This is a genomic window from Enterobacter chengduensis, from assembly GCF_001984825.2.
Taxonomy (GTDB): domain Bacteria; phylum Pseudomonadota; class Gammaproteobacteria; order Enterobacterales; family Enterobacteriaceae; genus Enterobacter; species Enterobacter chengduensis.
This window is the reverse complement of record NZ_CP043318.1, coordinates 2285541-2300176: the sequence shown is the minus strand read 5'-3', so window position 1 is coordinate 2300176 and position 14636 is coordinate 2285541. Positions and strand designations below refer to the sequence as shown.

Genomic DNA, 14636 nt, shown 5'->3' with positions numbered 1-14636 from the left:
CACACCGGACAAAAAATGAAAAGACGCTATGTTGTTGCCGATGTATTTACCGATACGCCGTTTCTGGGTAACCCTGTCGCCGTCGTACTGGATGCAGAGGGCATGACTAAAGAACAGATGCAGCAGGTCGCCGTTGAGTTTGGTTACAGCGAAACGACGTTTGTATTGCCGCCAGAGAATCCCGCCAACACGGCGCGCGTCCGAATTTTTACCCCCTCGCGCGAGATCCCCTTCGCCGGCCATCCCAATGTAGGGACCGCGTACGTGCTGGCCCATCACGCTGCGATGAATCATCAGCACCTGCCCGATACGCTGCTCTTCGAGGAAATCGCCGGCCTGGTACCCGTGCGCCTGCTGCGTGACAACGAGACGGTAACTGGCGCAGAACTCCGCGTACCTGAAGCACTCTCCTGTCGCTCTGAGGTCAGCCCGGAAATGGTAGCTGCCTGCTTATCCCTCAGCGCGGACGATATTCGTACCGAGGTACATATGCCTGTGGTCGCGTCGGTGGGTCTGCCCTTCCTGATAGCCGAGCTGGCTTCCCGGGAAGCGCTCCGTCGATGCGTACCGAATTTACAGGGCTTTCGCGCAACGTTACCGCTGGATGGCGCCGTTTCCCTCTATGCCTATACCCTGGATACCGATTCCGGTGCTCCCTGCGATGTACAAGCGCGCATGTTTACTCCTCGCATGACGGAAGACCCTGCAACCGGCAGCGCAACCGCGGCTGCGACGGCGCTGCTGGCATTGCACCGCAATAAAACGACGCTTGATCTGACAATCAGTCAGGGGGTCGATATGGGACGGGCAAGCGTACTGTTCGCAGGATACGATGCCACCTCAGGAAAGGCGGTGGTTCGCGTTGGCGGAAACTGCGTAATGACGCTTGAAGGCACATTCACCCTCTAACGGCGGAATGGCATATACATTTACCGTGTCTGATGGGATATATTGACGCATTATTTTTTATCACAGGTAAACTCGGCAATGGCTTTGATCCCTAAAAACTACGCGCGGCTGGAAAGCGGCTATCGCGAAAAAGCGTTAAAAATCTATCCATGGGTGTGTGGGCGCTGCTCGCGCGAGTTTGTCTATTCCAACCTGCGCGAACTTACGGTTCACCATATCGATCACGACCATACCAACAATCCGGAAGATGGCAGCAACTGGGAGCTGTTGTGTCTGTTCTGCCACGATCACGAACATTCGAAATACACCGAGGCGGATCAATACGGCACCACCGTGGTGGCCGGGGAAGATGCGCAAAAAGACATGGGCGTCGCCACGTTTAACCCGTTTGCCGATTTAAAGGCGATGATGGATAAGAAGAAGTAATCTTTCACTGCCCGTACCTGGGGTATGGGCGAAATGCTGCAGATCGGCGTATTGTCGGCTGCGGCAACCTAGTTGATTCAAAAGGAATAACACTGAGAGCGCCGTCAGACCCGCTACAGTGCCTCTTGATCTTCATCATTGATATACAATACTGTATATAAACACAGTAAATATCAACGGTGATCGTCATGCAGTTTTTCATACCAACCGAACTACGCCAGATTGTGGCACTCCCCATGTTCAATGATCTTGTTCCCTGCGGCTTTCCCAGCCCTGCGCAGGACTACGTTGAGCGTCGTATCGATCTGAATGAACTGATGATTCCACACCCCAGCGCGACCTATTTTGTGAAATCCAGCGGTGATTCAATGATTGATGCCGGAATCGACGAGGGTGATCTACTGGTCGTGGATAGTTCCCGCAAGGCTGAACATGGCAGCATTGTTATTGCTGCTGTCGACGGTGAATTCACGGTGAAGCGTCTGCAACTGCACCCTTTCGTCATGCTCAAACCTGAGAATGCCTTGTACAAGCCTATTATAATCGGCAGCGAAGACAATCTGGATATTTTCGGCGTGGTGACCTATATCGTGAAATCTGCGAGTTGACCATGTTTGCTCTCTGTGATGTGAACGCGTTCTATGCTTCCTGCGAAACCGTTTTTCGCCCTGACCTAAAGGGGCGCCCCGTCGTAGTTTTGTCGAATAACGATGGTTGCGTCATCTCCCGTTCAGCTGAAGCAAAAACCTTTGTGAAAATGGGTGAACCCTACTTCAAACAAAAAGCTCTCTTCAGACAGCATGGTGTAGTGTGCTTCAGTAGTAACTATGAACTGTACGCGGATATGTCCAACCGGGTGATGACAACCCTTGAAGAGATGTCTCCTCACAGCGAAATATATTCCATTGATGAGATCTTCTGTGATCTTACTGGAGTGCATAACTGCCGGGATCTGAGCGAATTTGGCCATGAGCTCAGGAATACCGTTCTACAGCGAACGCATCTGACCGTGGGGGTCGGCATCGCCCCGACAAAAACACTGGCTAAACTAGCGAATCATGCGGCCAAACGATGGCAACAGCAGACAGGGGGAGTGGTTGATTTATCAAATGTCGAGCGCCAGAGGAAATTGATGGCGGCTCTACCCGTGGATGATGTTTGGGGGGTAGGCCGACGCATCACGAAGAATCTTGAAATGATGGGGATCAAAACGGTGTTGCAATTGGCAGATACCGATATCCGGTTCATCAAAAAACACTTCAATGTCGTGCTGGAAAGAACGGTCCGTGAATTACGGGGTGAACCGTGTCTTGAGCTGGAAGAGTTTGCACCGGTAAAGAAGGAAATCGTCTGCTCTCGCTCTTTCGGCGATCGCATTACGGAATACGAAGATATGCGCCAGGCCATTTGTAGCTATGCCGCCCGGGCAGCAGAAAAACTTCGTCATGAACATCAATATTGTCAATTTATCTCGGCATTTGTGAAAACGTCTCCCTTCGCGGTCAATGAGACCTATTACGGTAATAGTGCCTCAATGAAACTTCTCACACCAACTCAGGACAGCAGAGATATTATTGCTGCTGCGACACGCTGTTTAGATATAATTTGGAAAAGTGGATGTCGATACCAGAAAGCCGGAGTGATGCTGGGAGATTTTTTTAGCCATGGCGTCGCACAACTTAGTCTGTTTGACGAAAATACACCCAGAAAAAATAGCCAAAAGTTAATGGATGTATTAGATCACCTCAATACAGAAAAAGGTCGTGGAACACTTTACTTTGCGGGACAGGGTATTCAGCAAAAATGGCAGATGAAACGGGAAATGCTCTCACCTCGATACACAACACGATTTGCTGATCTACTCACTGTTAAGTGATATCAATAATTGTTACCGAGAAAAGAATAGGAGAACTGTGCATATTCTGGCTCAGCGTGAACACCCAATGGATAGCAGTTAAACTACCACTTCCGCCCCCCTGAATGGACCCACCAGGGAGGTTCCCAAGAATCGAGGGTCCAAAAATTGCAAAGAAGATACTGATACCTAAATCGAAAGCACTCAACCTGGTGACGCCTTTTTGATAGTGATGACTTGGGTCTACCTCTAAAAGGAGAGAACAAAAACTGGTACTTAGATATGCCGTACCAGTTAACAAGAAAAGAACAAAAATGAGCCTTGAGATCTACCCTCACTTTACCTGGGCGAGAGTGAGGGTATTTCTCTAGAAATAAAGTTGAAAAGCAAAGTTTTCTTTAGGATGAGGAATATTGTCAACAATAGCCTCTCCACCGCGATATCCATCATCAATGACAGGTGGACCAAACTTTGTGTTCGCAAAATGTGGATCTTCCGTTGTACCAGTTGAAGCAATCCAGGTGATTGCATTATCACCACTCGCCCCAGGAGAAGTAAGTCTGATAATATACATTCGCCCTTTAACTAATCCTTTCAAGTTTGTTGATATATTGTGCCATGAATTATCCCGTATATCTTTAGATGATATATATGTTTGAAACAATGTTTTTTCATCCATAGACAGAATGTTTACTTTAACTATAGCAGTATTAACTCGGGCATAGGTTGCCAACAGCAATTTCATAGATTGTAACTTTGTGCCTTCAGCAGTGAAAGTTTGTTCAAACACACGCCCATCAACCAATGGCGCATAGGTCTTGTTACCCGTATATTGCCCTACATCCTGTATTCCCAACGTTTTAAATATGGATGGAGCCCATGCAGGATAAGCGCTTAATATCAAAGACGCTGACATAAGCAACATCATCACATTACGTATTTTATTTGCTTTTAGTTTATCTAGCAAATTGGCGATACCTAAAGCGAATAATGGTAAGTAACCATAAAAATATCGTGCTTGCATAGCCCCCATGTATCCTGTTCGCATATGCATTTTATATAAAACCAAGAAATAGAAAACGAGAAAGATAATTAACGATAAAAACATCTGAATCAAGAAAACTCGCACGACTCCATCGCTGTTATTATTAAAAATAAGCACGACGGGTAACAGCATGAAAATGGTAGATAGGGTGATAGTAATCACCGAAACCCGAAGCGTACTGTCAATAAATAAAGTATGACCATATGGCTTAATGAATGAGTCAAAATTAGAATTAAGAAAAGCCGTAAAATAATCAAACAATGCTTCTCTTGGCTTATTTGGATTACTAATTACAAACCAATCAGCAGGGTTGCCTTGAGGAGCAGGGAAAAGACTATGATAATGAATATACTGTATAGTATAATAGGCTAAAGCAGTGATAACCAACGATACAATTATACCCCACTGATAAGCGGTTAAACGCCTCACCTGTTTAAGCCATAGGGATATATTTGCCATGACCTGCTCCCCGTTGATTAGTACACCCCGATGTTAGTAATGTCTTCATAAGCCACATGAGGACATCCCCATGAAGAAGCGTTTTTCCGACGAACAGATCATCAGTATTCTCCGCGAAGCCGAAGCTGGGGTACCCGCCCGTGAACTCTGCCGCAAGCATGCCATTTCCGATGCCACGTTTTACACCTGGCGTAAGAAGTATGGCGGTATGGAGGTGCCTGAAGTTAAGCGCCTGAAGTCGCTTGAGGAAGAGAACACCAGACTCAAGAAGCTGCTTGCCGAAGCCATGCTGGATAAAGAGGCGCTTCAGGTGGCTCTTGGGCGAAAGTACTGACGACAGACCAGAAGCGGGAAGCCGTGATGTTGATGTGTGATGCGACCGGTCTGTCGCAACGTCGTGCCTGCAGGCTTACAGGTTTATCCCTGTCGACCTGCCGCTATGAGGCTCACCGTCCGGCTGCTGATGCGCATTTATCAGGGCGCATCACTGAGCTGGCACTGGAGCGCAGGCGTTTTGGCTACCGTCGTATTTGGCAGTTGCTGCGCCGTGAAGGGCTTCATGTTAATCATAAGCGCGTGTACCGGCTTTATCACCTCAGTGGCCTGGGCGTAAAACGCAGAAGACGTCGTAAAGGGCTGGCAACAGAACGTCTGCCGCTGCTCCGTCCGGCGGCGCCCAATCTGACCTGGTCGATGGATTTCGTCATGGACGCACTTTCCACCGGTCGCAGGATCAAGTGTCTTACCTGCGTCGATGATTTCACAAAGGAATGCCTGACGGTCACTGTTGCCTTTGGGATTTCAGGCGTTCAGGTCACGCGTATTCTGGACAGCATTGCACTGTTTCGAGGCTATCCGGCGACGATAAGAACTGACCAGGGGCCGGAGTTCACTTGCCGTGCACTGGATCAATGGGCCTTTGAGCATGGTGTTGAGTTGCGCTTAATCCAGCCGGGCAAGCCAACGCAGAACGGATTTATTGAGAGCTTTAACGGACGATTTCGCGATGAATGTTTGAATGAGCACTGGTTCAGCGATATCGTTCATGCCAGGAAAATTATTAATGACTGGCGGCAGGATTATAACGAATGCCGCCCGCACTCCACGCTGAATTATCAGACACCGTCTGAATTTGCAGCGGGCTGGAGAAAGGGTCATTCTGAGAATGAAGATTCCGACGTTACTAACTGAGTGTTGTATCTAATCGTGGGGGCAGGTCAACGGTACTATACCTGCGCCTGAGGCTGGCCTCAATCATCGTTATAGGCCGTCGTGCGGTATAAATATTAACCTGATGAATATATATAGTATTTATAAAACTTACTTAAATAAAACTTAACTAAAACTTCAGTAAAGATGAAATAGGTGATTTGCGTTAAATTTTCGTAAAATCAACCACTCAATACCCTTTCATTTTTCGGGGAAGGTGTTATACCTAAATATACCTGCCTCATGGATATAATACTCAGGATTGGCGAAAGGACGCACTGCTGTGTGTACTATAGGGTCTGTCTGATGTCGGGCAGATCCTGTTTTTTTAATATGCATTGCATAATATATTTCACGCAACGACTATTTTTCTCGCTTCCCTTCTGAATTGCGTAATTAATGATTCAGCGAGCGGAGTCTGACGTGAATCACGACGCTGAATTAAATAATAGGTTGCTTTAGGGAGCGATTCGACCACCGGCAGCATGACCAGGCGGTGCGCCAGCAGCGGGTCACAGCCTAGCTCCTGCGGCAATATGCTTAAAAAATCACTTTGCGCGACCAGGCTAATGCAGGATGAAAACGTTTCACAAACCACACCAATTCGCGGTATTTGCGAACGATGGTTAAATACCTCTTCTAATTGCTTATAATAACTTCCCCGCGGCGTCGGCATTGTCCAGTTATAATGCAAAAGTTCATTAATAGACGTTGCTCCCGTCGCCGGATGCCCTTCCCGGCAAAATACCGCAAACGGCTTTTCGAAGAGTTTTTCAAACGTAAATTCGTGGTCGTAAGGCCCCTGATAATAGGTGTTGATGGTAAAGTCCAGTTCGCCCTGGCGTAATTCATTGATCATCGACACCAGCTGCCCTTCCATAATCCGCACCTTGACCTGCGGATGCTGCGCATGAAAGCGGGTGATGACGGCAGGCATAAGCGTGCGTGACACGCTGGCCCCCATCCCGATGTTGATCTGTCCTGCAAGTTCCCCCTGCCGCTGACGGATGTCATCCTGCGCCGCGCGCAGCTCCTCCAGAATCAACCTGGCGCGCTGGTAAAAACCCTCACCGCATTCGGTCAACGCGACGCCCTTACTCCTGCGCACGAAAAGCTGCGCCGCCATCCCCTCCTCCAGCTCTTTGATGGATTTGGTCAGCGCCGGTTGCGAAAGATTCAGCGTCCTGCTGGCGCCGCGAATGCTGCCCTGACGCGCAACCTCAACAAACGCCCGGAGATGATGGAATTTAACCTGGAATGACATAGACCGACCGATAACCGTTGTTTATCAGAGTAAAGAAACTGTCATCTACTTTACTGGAAAGGGATGTGCGAGGGTAATTCCTGAACGGTTAAAACTGTGAAAAATCGGTTAGTGATAAGTAAAAACTATCACAGCGTGAAGCAGTTCACATATTTTAATGATGACAGGAACAGATATGGACACACTGGCGCAGTACATCCAGACGTTATCCCCGCAGCTGAGCGCATGGCGTCGCGATTTTCACCATTTTGCGGAATCCGGCTGGGTTGAGTTTCGTACCGCCGCGAAGGTCGCGGAAATCCTGGACTCGCTGGGTTACGAACTGGCGATGGGGCGCGACGTTGTCGATGCCGAAAGCCGGATGGGGCTGCCCGATGCCGCTACCCTGGCGCAGGAGTTTGCCCGCGCGCGGGCGCAGGGTGCGCCTGAGAAATGGCTGGCGCCGTTTGAAGGCGGGTTTACCGGCATTGTTGCCACCCTGAATACCGGCCGCCCTGGGCCAACCCTGGCGTTTCGCGTCGACATGGATGCCCTTGATTTAAGCGAAGCGGTGGATGAAAGCCATCGCCCGTTTCGCGACGGGTTTGCCTCCTGCAATCCGGGCATGATGCACGCCTGCGCGCACGATGGGCACACCGCTATTGGTCTGGGGCTGGCGCAGGTGCTTAAGCAGAATGAAGCCCGGCTCAACGGCACCATTAAGCTGATCTTCCAGCCTGCTGAAGAAGGCACGCGCGGCGCACGCGCCATGGTTGCCGCCGGTGCGCTGGACGACGTGGACTATTTCACGGCCATTCATATTGGTACCGGCGTGCCTGCCGGAACGGCGATCTGCGGCAGCGATAACTTTATGGCCACCACCAAGTTCGACGTGAGCTTCACCGGCGTGGCCGCACACGCGGGCGGTAAGCCGGAGGACGGGCGAAACGCCCTGCTCGCCGCCGCGCAGGCCGCCCTCGCCCTGCACAGCATCGCGCCGCACAGCGACGGCGCATCCCGCGTCAACGTCGGGGTGATGCAGGCGGGCAGCGGCCGCAACGTGGTCCCCGCGAATGCGCTCATCAAGGTGGAAACCCGCGGAGAAAGCGAAGCCATTAATCAGTACGTCTTTGAACGCGCGCAGGCGGTTATCGCCGGTGCGGCGGCGCTCTACGGCGTGGGCGCGGAGATGCGCCTGATGGGTGCGGCCACCTCCAGCGCGCCGACGCCGGCCTGGGTCGATTATCTGCGCGAACAGGCGAGCCAGGTTTCCGGGATTGAGCGCGCCATCGATAAGGTGAAAGCCCCGGCCGGATCCGAAGACGCCACGCTGATGATGGCCCGCGTGCAGCAGAACGGCGGCATGGCGTCCTATATGGTGTTCGGCACGGATTTGAGCGCCGGACATCACAACGAAAAATTCGACTTCGATGAGCAGGTTATGGCTATCGCCATCGAAACGCTGGCGCGAACTGCGCTTAATTTCCCGTGGACGCGAGGTGTGTAATGCAGGAGAACTACGCTTTTATTGCCGATGCGATCGACACGCGATGTCGGACGTTGACCGATATTGCCGACGCGATCTGGGATCGCCCTGAAACCCGCTTTGAAGAGTTCTGGTCCGCCGAACGGCTTGCCCGCGAGCTGGAGGCCGAGGGCTTCACGCTCACCCGCGAGGCTGGAGGTATTCCCAACGCCTTTATCGCCAGCTTCGGCAGCGGGAAGCCGGTTATCGCCCTGCTGGGCGAATACGACGCGCTGGCCGGGCTAAGCCAGCAGGCGCACTGCGCAACGGCGCAATCCGCCACGCCGGGGGCTAACGGCCACGGCTGCGGGCATAACCTCTTAGGCACCGCGGCGCTTGCGGGCGCGGTGGCGGTGAAAAGCTGGCTGGCGCAGCACGGCGGCAGCGGAACGGTGCGCTTTTACGGCTGCCCCGGCGAGGAAGGCGGCTCCGGGAAAACCTTTATGGTGCGCGAAGGGCTGTTTGATGACGTCGATGCCGCCGTCACCTGGCACCCGGAGGCCTTCGCCGGGATGTTTAACGTCAGCACGCTGGCGAATATTCAGGCCGCCTGGCGTTTTCACGGCGTGGCGGCGCACGCGGCCAACTCCCCCCATTTAGGGCGCAGCGCGCTGGACGCCGTGACGCTGATGACCACCGGCACCAACTTCCTCAACGAACACATCATTGAGAAAGCGCGTGTCCATTACGCCATCACCGACACCGGCGGGATTTCCCCCAACGTGGTGCAGGCCCAGGCCGAGGTGCTGTACCTGATCCGCGCCCCGGAGATGGCGGATGCGCAGCAGATCTACGAGCGCATCGAGAAAATTGCCCAGGGCGCGGCGATGATGACCGAAACCACCGTCGAATGTCGTTTTGATAAAGCCTGCTCCAGCTACCTGCCGAACCGCACGCTTGAGGCGGCGATGTATCGCGCCCTGCAGCACTACGGCACGCCGGAGTGGACGGAGGAAGAACGCGCTTTCGCCCGGGAGATCCGCGTCACCCTGACGCCCAACGATCTGCAAAACAGCCTGAAAAATATTGCCGCCACGGGCGGAGAAGCGGGTAAAGCCTTTGCCCGCCGTCATCAGGAGACGCTACTGGTGGATGAAGTCGCACCCTATGCCGTCACCGACAACGTGCTGGCGGGTTCAACCGACGTGGGGGATGTCAGCTGGAAAATGCCGGTCGCCCAGTGCTTCAGCCCCTGCTTTACCGTCGGCACGCCGCTGCACACCTGGCAGCTGGTGTCTCAGGGGCGAACCTCCATTGCCCACAAGGGCATGCTGCTGGCCGGAAAAGTGCTGGGCGCTACCGCGCTCACGCTGCTGCAGGACGCCGCGCTGCTGAAAAAATGCCGTGAAGAGTTCGAACAACAAATAGAAGAAAAGCCGTACGCGTGTCCGATCCCGCAGGGCGTGACGCCGTCACCTTTAAAATAAAAAAACACAACACAACAACACAACACCCCCGAGGAACGCCCATGAGTATGTCATCCATACCTTCGCATTCCCCATCCGGTAAGCTCTATGGCTGGGTTGAAAGGATCGGCAATAAAGTCCCGCATCCTTTTCTGCTGTTTATCTATCTGATTGTGATTTTGATGGTCGCCACCGCCGTGCTCTCCGCCTTTGACGTGAGCGTGCGCAGCCCGGCCGACGGCAGCCTGGTGGCGGTGAAAAACCTGCTCAGCGTTGAAGGGCTGCACTGGTTTTTACCCAATGTAATTAAGAACTTCAGCGGCTTCGCGCCGCTGGGCGCCATTCTGGCGCTGGTGCTGGGCGCCGGGCTGGCCGAACGCGTTGGCCTGCTGCCCGCCTTGATGGTGAAGATGGCTTCCCACGTCAGCGCGCGCTACGCGAGCTATATGGTGCTGTTTATTGCCTTCTTCAGCCATATTTCCTCCGACGCCGCGCTGGTGATCATGCCCCCGATGGGGGCGCTGATTTTCCTCGCCGTAGGGCGTCATCCCGTGGCGGGCCTGCTGTCGGCGATTGCGGGCGTGGGCTGCGGGTTTACCGCCAACCTGCTGATTGTCACCACCGACGTGCTGCTCTCGGGCATCAGCACGGAGGCGGCGAAGACCATCGATGCGGCCATGCACGTCAGCGTGATCGACAACTGGTACTTTATGGCCAGCTCGGTGATTGTCCTGACGATTGTCGGCGGGCTGATTACCGACCGGATCGTGGAGCCGCGCCTGGGTAAGTGGGAAGGCCGCAGTGATGAAAAGCTGGAAACCCTGAGCGAAGCGCAGCGCTTTGGCCTGCGCGTGGCGGGGCTCGTCTCGCTGGCCTTTATCGCCGTGGTGGCGCTGATGGTTGTGCCGGAACACGGCATATTGCGCGATCCGGTTAAGCATACCGTCCTGCCGTCACCGTTTATTCAGGGCATCGTGCCGCTGATTATCCTCTTCTTCTTTGTCGTTTCGCTCGCCTACGGCATCGCCACCGGCAAAATTCGCCGCCAGGGCGATCTGCCGCAGCTGATGATCGAGCCGATGAAAGAGATGGCGGGCTTTATCGTGATGGTGTTCCCGCTGGCGCAGTTTGTGGCGATGTTTAACTGGAGCAACATGGGCAAGTTTATGGCCGTGGGCCTGACCGACGCGCTGGAGGCGGCCGGGCTAAGCGGCGTGCCGGCGTTTGTCGGCCTGGCGCTGCTGTCATCCCTGCTGTGCATGTTTATCGCCAGCGGCTCCGCCATCTGGTCGATTCTGGCCCCGATCTTCGTGCCGATGTTTATGATGCTCGGGTTCCACCCGGCGTTTGCCCAGATCCTGTTCCGCATTGCGGACTCCTCGGTGATCCCGCTGGCGCCGGTTTCGCCGTTTGTTCCGCTGTTTTTAGGCTTCCTGCAGCGCTATAAACCGGAAGCCAAACTGGGTACCTACTATTCGCTGGTTTTACCCTATCCGCTTATCTTTTTAGGGGTATGGCTGGTGATGCTGGTGGCATGGTATCTTGTCGGCCTGCCGATTGGGCCGGGGATCTACCCGAGGCTGAACTAAAGGAATAAGGATGCTGAGATTACTCGAAGACAAGATTGCGACGCCGCTTGGGCCGCTGTGGGTGATCGCGGACGAGCAGTTTTGCCTGCGCGCGGTTGAGTGGGAAGAGCACAGCGACCGCATGGAAGAACTGCTTGCGATTCACTACCGCTCACAGGGGTATGAACGTATTCGCACCGCCAACCCGGGTGGATTAAGCGACAAGCTTGCGGCGTACTTCGAAGGCGATCTCAGCATCATCGATACACTGCCGACCGCCACGGCAGGCACGCCTTTTCAGCGCGAAGTGTGGCAAGCGCTGCGGGACATTCCCTGCGGGCAGGTGATGCATTACGGCCAGCTCGCGGAGCAGCTAGGCCGCGCAGGCGCCGCACGCGCGGTGGGTGCCGCAAACGGCGCTAACCCGGTCAGCATTGTGGTGCCCTGCCATCGCGTCATTGGCCGCAACGGCACCCTGACCGGCTATGCCGGCGGCGTGCAGCGGAAAGAGTGGTTGCTGCGTCACGAAGGGTATCTTTTGCTCTAGTTGCCAGGCTTTTAGTGCTTAATTTTCTACCGGTTAGGCTAAAAATCCATAATCAAGCTGTGGAATTTCAAGAAGATGGCAACACGTTGCCGTCTCTTGTCCTTATTGAAGGTTTGTCAGGCTTACGTACTTACCAAAAAGATGTTAAAATTGACCAATATCAATTAAGGCTTGAGCAAACCTATGATCCCGGAAAAGCGAATTATACGACGCATTCAGTCTGGCGGTTGTGCTATCCATTGCCAGGATTGCAGCATCAGCCAGCTCTGTATCCCGTTTACCCTGAATGAGCATGAACTCGATCAGCTTGATAATATTATCGAGCGTAAAAAGCCTATTCAGAAAGGGCAGACGCTGTTTAAAGCCGGAGACGAACTGAAATCGCTCTATGCTATCCGTTCTGGCACCATCAAGAGCTATACCATCACCGAACAGGGCGACGAGCAGATCACCGGCTTCCATCTGGCGGGTGACCTGGTGGGCTTTGATGCCATCGGTACGGGCCACCACCCGAGCTTTGCTCAGGCACTCGAAACCTCGATGGTTTGCGAAATCCCGTTTGAAACCCTGGACGATTTGTCCGGCAAGATGCCTAACCTGCGTCAGCAGATGATGCGTCTGATGAGCGGTGAGATCAAAGGCGATCAGGACATGATTCTGCTGCTTTCCAAAAAGAATGCAGAAGAGCGCCTGGCCGCGTTTATCTACAACCTCTCCCGCCGCTTCGCCGAGCGTGGCTTCTCGCCGCGTGAATTCCGTCTGACCATGACGCGCGGCGATATCGGTAACTACCTGGGCCTGACCGTGGAAACCATCAGCCGTCTGCTGGGCCGTTTCCAGAAAAGCGGAATGCTGGCCGTTAAGGGTAAATACATCACTATCGAAAACGGTGAAGCACTGGCCGTGCTTGCCGGTCATGCCCGCAACGTGGCATAACTCTCCGCATATGTGCTGCCAGAGCGATAAATAATCTTGATTTATCGTTCTGGCATATCAACGCTTCCGTTATCCGAGATTTTCACCGCAGCACGTCCCCACCCAGCGCCTGAAAGGTTCACGTTGAGGTTATGAATTGAGAGAAAGTTTGTTTTTCGTTTCAGTCGTGATTGCCTCAGTGACCTTTATCTTCATCTGGATCATGCTTGTCGGCCCGATGAAGGGGGAGGAAAAAACCTACGTTCAGGACTCCACGACCTTTGCGATAGCGGTGATGGTGCTGCTGTTTATTGCCTTTATCGCGGTGACGACCACGGTACTTTTCCTCTGATAATTTTTCATGAATTATTGATCTGGTAAAACCTCGCCTCTGTTTCATTCAGGATATATAGGTTACTCTTTTAATTACAGACTGTGGTGACAGTAGTAAGGAGACCTGTATGGCCAAGTATCAAAACATGCTGGTAGCTATCGATCCGAACCAGGACGATCAGCCGGCATTACGACGTGCTGTGTATTTACATCAACGGATTGGTGGCAAAATCAAAGCGTTTTTGCCGATCTATGACTTCTCGTATGAGATGACCACCCTTCTGTCGCCTGACGAACGCACCGCTATGCGCCAGGGCGTCATCAGCCAGCGTACCGCGTGGATCCGCGAACAGGCGAAGTATTACCTGGAAGCGGGTGTGCCCATTGATATTAAAGTGGTCTGGCACAACCGACCTTTTGAAGCCATCATCCAGGAAGTTGTCGCCGGCGGGCACGACCTGCTGCTGAAGATGGCCCACCAGCACGACAAGCTGGAATCCGTGATCTTCACCCCGACCGACTGGCACCTGCTGCGTAAATGCCCTTGCCCGGTGTGGATGGTGAAAGACCAGCCGTGGCCTGAAGGCGGGAAAGCCGTGGTCGCGGTAAACCTCGCGAGCGAAGAGGACTACCACAATTCGCTGAACGAAAAGCTGGTGAAAGAGACCATCCAGCTTGCTGACCAGGTGAATCATACCGAAGTGCATCTGGTAGGCGCCTATCCGGTCACCCCGATAAACATCGCCATTGAGCTGCCTGAATTTGACCCGAGCGTGTACAACGACGCGATCCGCGGCCAGCACCTTCTGGCCATGAAGGCGCTGCGCCAGAAATTCAGCATTGATGAGAAAATGACCCACGTGGAAAAAGGGCTGCCTGAAGAGGTGATCCCGGACCTGGCGGAACACCTGCAGGCGGGGATTGTGGTGCTGGGCACCATCGGCAGGACCGGTATTTCTGCCGCGTTTCTCGGCAATACCGCCGAACAGGTGATCGACCATCTGCGCTGCGACCTGCTGGTCATCAAGCCGGATGAGTATCAGACGCCGGTTGAGCTGGACGATCCGGAAGACGATTGACTCGTAAGATGAAAAAAACCGTCGGGAAACCGACGGTTTTTTTTTGCCGGGTGGCGGCTTCGCCTTACCCGGCCTACGGGTTTGGTAGGCCCGGTAAGCTTGCGCCACCGGGCATTA

Annotated in this window: 14 protein-coding genes; 12 read left to right on the top strand and 2 right to left on the bottom strand. The window is 53.4% G+C overall.

The genetic code is table 11. The features are described from left to right. Positions 1 to 15 precede the first annotated feature (15 nt). The 4 genes from FY206_RS11340 (at position 16) to FY206_RS11325 (ending at position 3211) form a co-directional block, all read left to right on the top strand. Positions 16 to 909 (top strand): PhzF family phenazine biosynthesis protein, encoded by an 894-nt coding sequence (locus tag FY206_RS11340; RefSeq protein ID WP_032640536.1) that lies wholly within the window; start codon positions 16 to 18, stop codon positions 907 to 909. Between the two features lie 78 nt (positions 910 to 987). Continuing rightward, complete coding sequence (gene yajD / locus FY206_RS11335; protein WP_032640538.1) at positions 988 to 1335, top strand: HNH nuclease YajD; 348 nt, start codon at positions 988 to 990, stop codon at positions 1333 to 1335. A gap of 188 nt (positions 1336 to 1523) precedes the next feature. Then, positions 1524 to 1943: a translesion error-prone DNA polymerase V autoproteolytic subunit gene (locus FY206_RS11330; protein ID WP_032640540.1), complete on the top strand. Its 420-nt coding sequence runs from the start codon at positions 1524 to 1526 to the stop codon at positions 1941 to 1943. A gap of 2 nt (positions 1944 to 1945) precedes the next feature. After that, positions 1946 to 3211, top strand: coding sequence for a Y-family DNA polymerase (locus FY206_RS11325; protein WP_032640542.1), 1266 nt, complete (start codon positions 1946 to 1948; stop codon positions 3209 to 3211). A 346-nt stretch (positions 3212 to 3557) separates the two neighbouring features. On the opposite strand, the gene FY206_RS11320 is transcribed toward FY206_RS11325, so the two are convergent. Further along, on the bottom strand, positions 3558 to 4694 hold the full coding sequence (locus FY206_RS11320) for a hypothetical protein (protein WP_032640546.1): 1137 nt from the start codon (positions 4692 to 4694) through the stop codon (positions 3558 to 3560). A 70-nt stretch (positions 4695 to 4764) separates the two neighbouring features. Here FY206_RS11320 and FY206_RS11315 point away from each other — a divergent pair. Next, positions 4765 to 5885 (top strand): IS3-like element ISSen4 family transposase gene (locus FY206_RS11315; RefSeq protein ID WP_085950818.1). Its coding sequence is split into 2 segments (ribosomal slippage): positions 4765 to 5023 and positions 5023 to 5885, totalling 1122 coding nucleotides; the frame shifts between segments, so codons are not numbered across the junction. 370 nt (positions 5886 to 6255) lie between these two features. On the opposite strand, the gene FY206_RS11310 is transcribed toward FY206_RS11315, so the two are convergent. Next, a complete protein-coding gene (locus tag FY206_RS11310) occupies positions 6256 to 7167 on the bottom strand; it encodes a LysR family transcriptional regulator (protein WP_032640094.1) in 912 nt (303 codons plus the stop codon). A gap of 175 nt (positions 7168 to 7342) precedes the next feature. On the opposite strand from FY206_RS11310, the gene FY206_RS11305 reads away from it, so the two are divergent. The 7 genes from FY206_RS11305 to uspE all read left to right on the top strand — a co-directional run bounded on the left by FY206_RS11305 (position 7343) and on the right by uspE (position 14519). Continuing rightward, positions 7343 to 8653, top strand: a complete 1311-nt coding sequence (locus FY206_RS11305; protein WP_032640092.1) for a M20 family metallo-hydrolase — start codon at positions 7343 to 7345, stop codon at positions 8651 to 8653. Continuing rightward, entirely contained in the window at positions 8653 to 10098 is a 1446-nt protein-coding gene (locus tag FY206_RS11300) for a M20 family metallopeptidase (RefSeq protein WP_032640090.1), read from the top strand. Before FY206_RS11305 ends, FY206_RS11300 begins: the two co-directional genes overlap by 1 nt. Positions 10099 to 10139: 41 nt before the next feature. Continuing rightward, positions 10140 to 11666, top strand: a complete 1527-nt coding sequence (gene abgT / locus FY206_RS11295) for a p-aminobenzoyl-glutamate transporter (protein ID WP_032640088.1) — start codon at positions 10140 to 10142, stop codon at positions 11664 to 11666. 10 nt (positions 11667 to 11676) lie between these two features. Beyond that, a complete protein-coding gene (ogt, locus tag FY206_RS11290; protein ID WP_032640086.1) occupies positions 11677 to 12192 on the top strand; it encodes a methylated-DNA--[protein]-cysteine S-methyltransferase in 516 nt (171 codons plus the stop codon). 183 nt (positions 12193 to 12375) lie between these two features. Further along, positions 12376 to 13128, top strand: a complete 753-nt coding sequence (gene fnr / locus FY206_RS11285; RefSeq protein WP_006174991.1) for a fumarate/nitrate reduction transcriptional regulator Fnr — start codon at positions 12376 to 12378, stop codon at positions 13126 to 13128. Between the two features lie 148 nt (positions 13129 to 13276). Further along, on the top strand, positions 13277 to 13459 hold the full coding sequence (locus tag FY206_RS11280) for a hypothetical protein (RefSeq protein WP_014883604.1): 183 nt from the start codon (positions 13277 to 13279) through the stop codon (positions 13457 to 13459). Positions 13460 to 13568: 109 nt separating this feature from the next. Beyond that, positions 13569 to 14519, top strand: a complete 951-nt coding sequence (uspE, locus tag FY206_RS11275; protein WP_032640084.1) for a universal stress protein UspE — start codon at positions 13569 to 13571, stop codon at positions 14517 to 14519. Positions 14520 to 14636: the final 117 nt, after the last annotated feature.

What these genes read in the sequence shown, in the direction of transcription:
- fnr (WP_006174991.1), top strand. Translation starts at nt 12,376, where the DNA reads ATGATCCCGGAAAAGCGAATTATACGACGCATTCAGTCTGGCGGTTGT.
- FY206_RS11310 (WP_032640094.1), bottom strand. Translation starts at nt 7,167, where the DNA reads ATGTCATTCCAGGTTAAATTCCATCATCTCCGGGCGTTTGTTGAGGTT.
- ogt (WP_032640086.1), top strand. Translation starts at nt 11,677, where the DNA reads ATGCTGAGATTACTCGAAGACAAGATTGCGACGCCGCTTGGGCCGCTG.
- FY206_RS11300 (WP_032640090.1), top strand. Translation starts at nt 8,653, where the DNA reads ATGCAGGAGAACTACGCTTTTATTGCCGATGCGATCGACACGCGATGT.
- FY206_RS11330 (WP_032640540.1), top strand. Translation starts at nt 1,524, where the DNA reads ATGCAGTTTTTCATACCAACCGAACTACGCCAGATTGTGGCACTCCCC.
- FY206_RS11340 (WP_032640536.1), top strand. Translation starts at nt 16, where the DNA reads ATGAAAAGACGCTATGTTGTTGCCGATGTATTTACCGATACGCCGTTT.
- yajD (WP_032640538.1), top strand. Translation starts at nt 988, where the DNA reads ATGGCTTTGATCCCTAAAAACTACGCGCGGCTGGAAAGCGGCTATCGC.
- FY206_RS11305 (WP_032640092.1), top strand. Translation starts at nt 7,343, where the DNA reads ATGGACACACTGGCGCAGTACATCCAGACGTTATCCCCGCAGCTGAGC.
- abgT (WP_032640088.1), top strand. Translation starts at nt 10,140, where the DNA reads ATGAGTATGTCATCCATACCTTCGCATTCCCCATCCGGTAAGCTCTAT.
- uspE (WP_032640084.1), top strand. Translation starts at nt 13,569, where the DNA reads ATGGCCAAGTATCAAAACATGCTGGTAGCTATCGATCCGAACCAGGAC.
- FY206_RS11320 (WP_032640546.1), bottom strand. Translation starts at nt 4,694, where the DNA reads ATGGCAAATATATCCCTATGGCTTAAACAGGTGAGGCGTTTAACCGCT.
- FY206_RS11325 (WP_032640542.1), top strand. Translation starts at nt 1,946, where the DNA reads ATGTTTGCTCTCTGTGATGTGAACGCGTTCTATGCTTCCTGCGAAACC.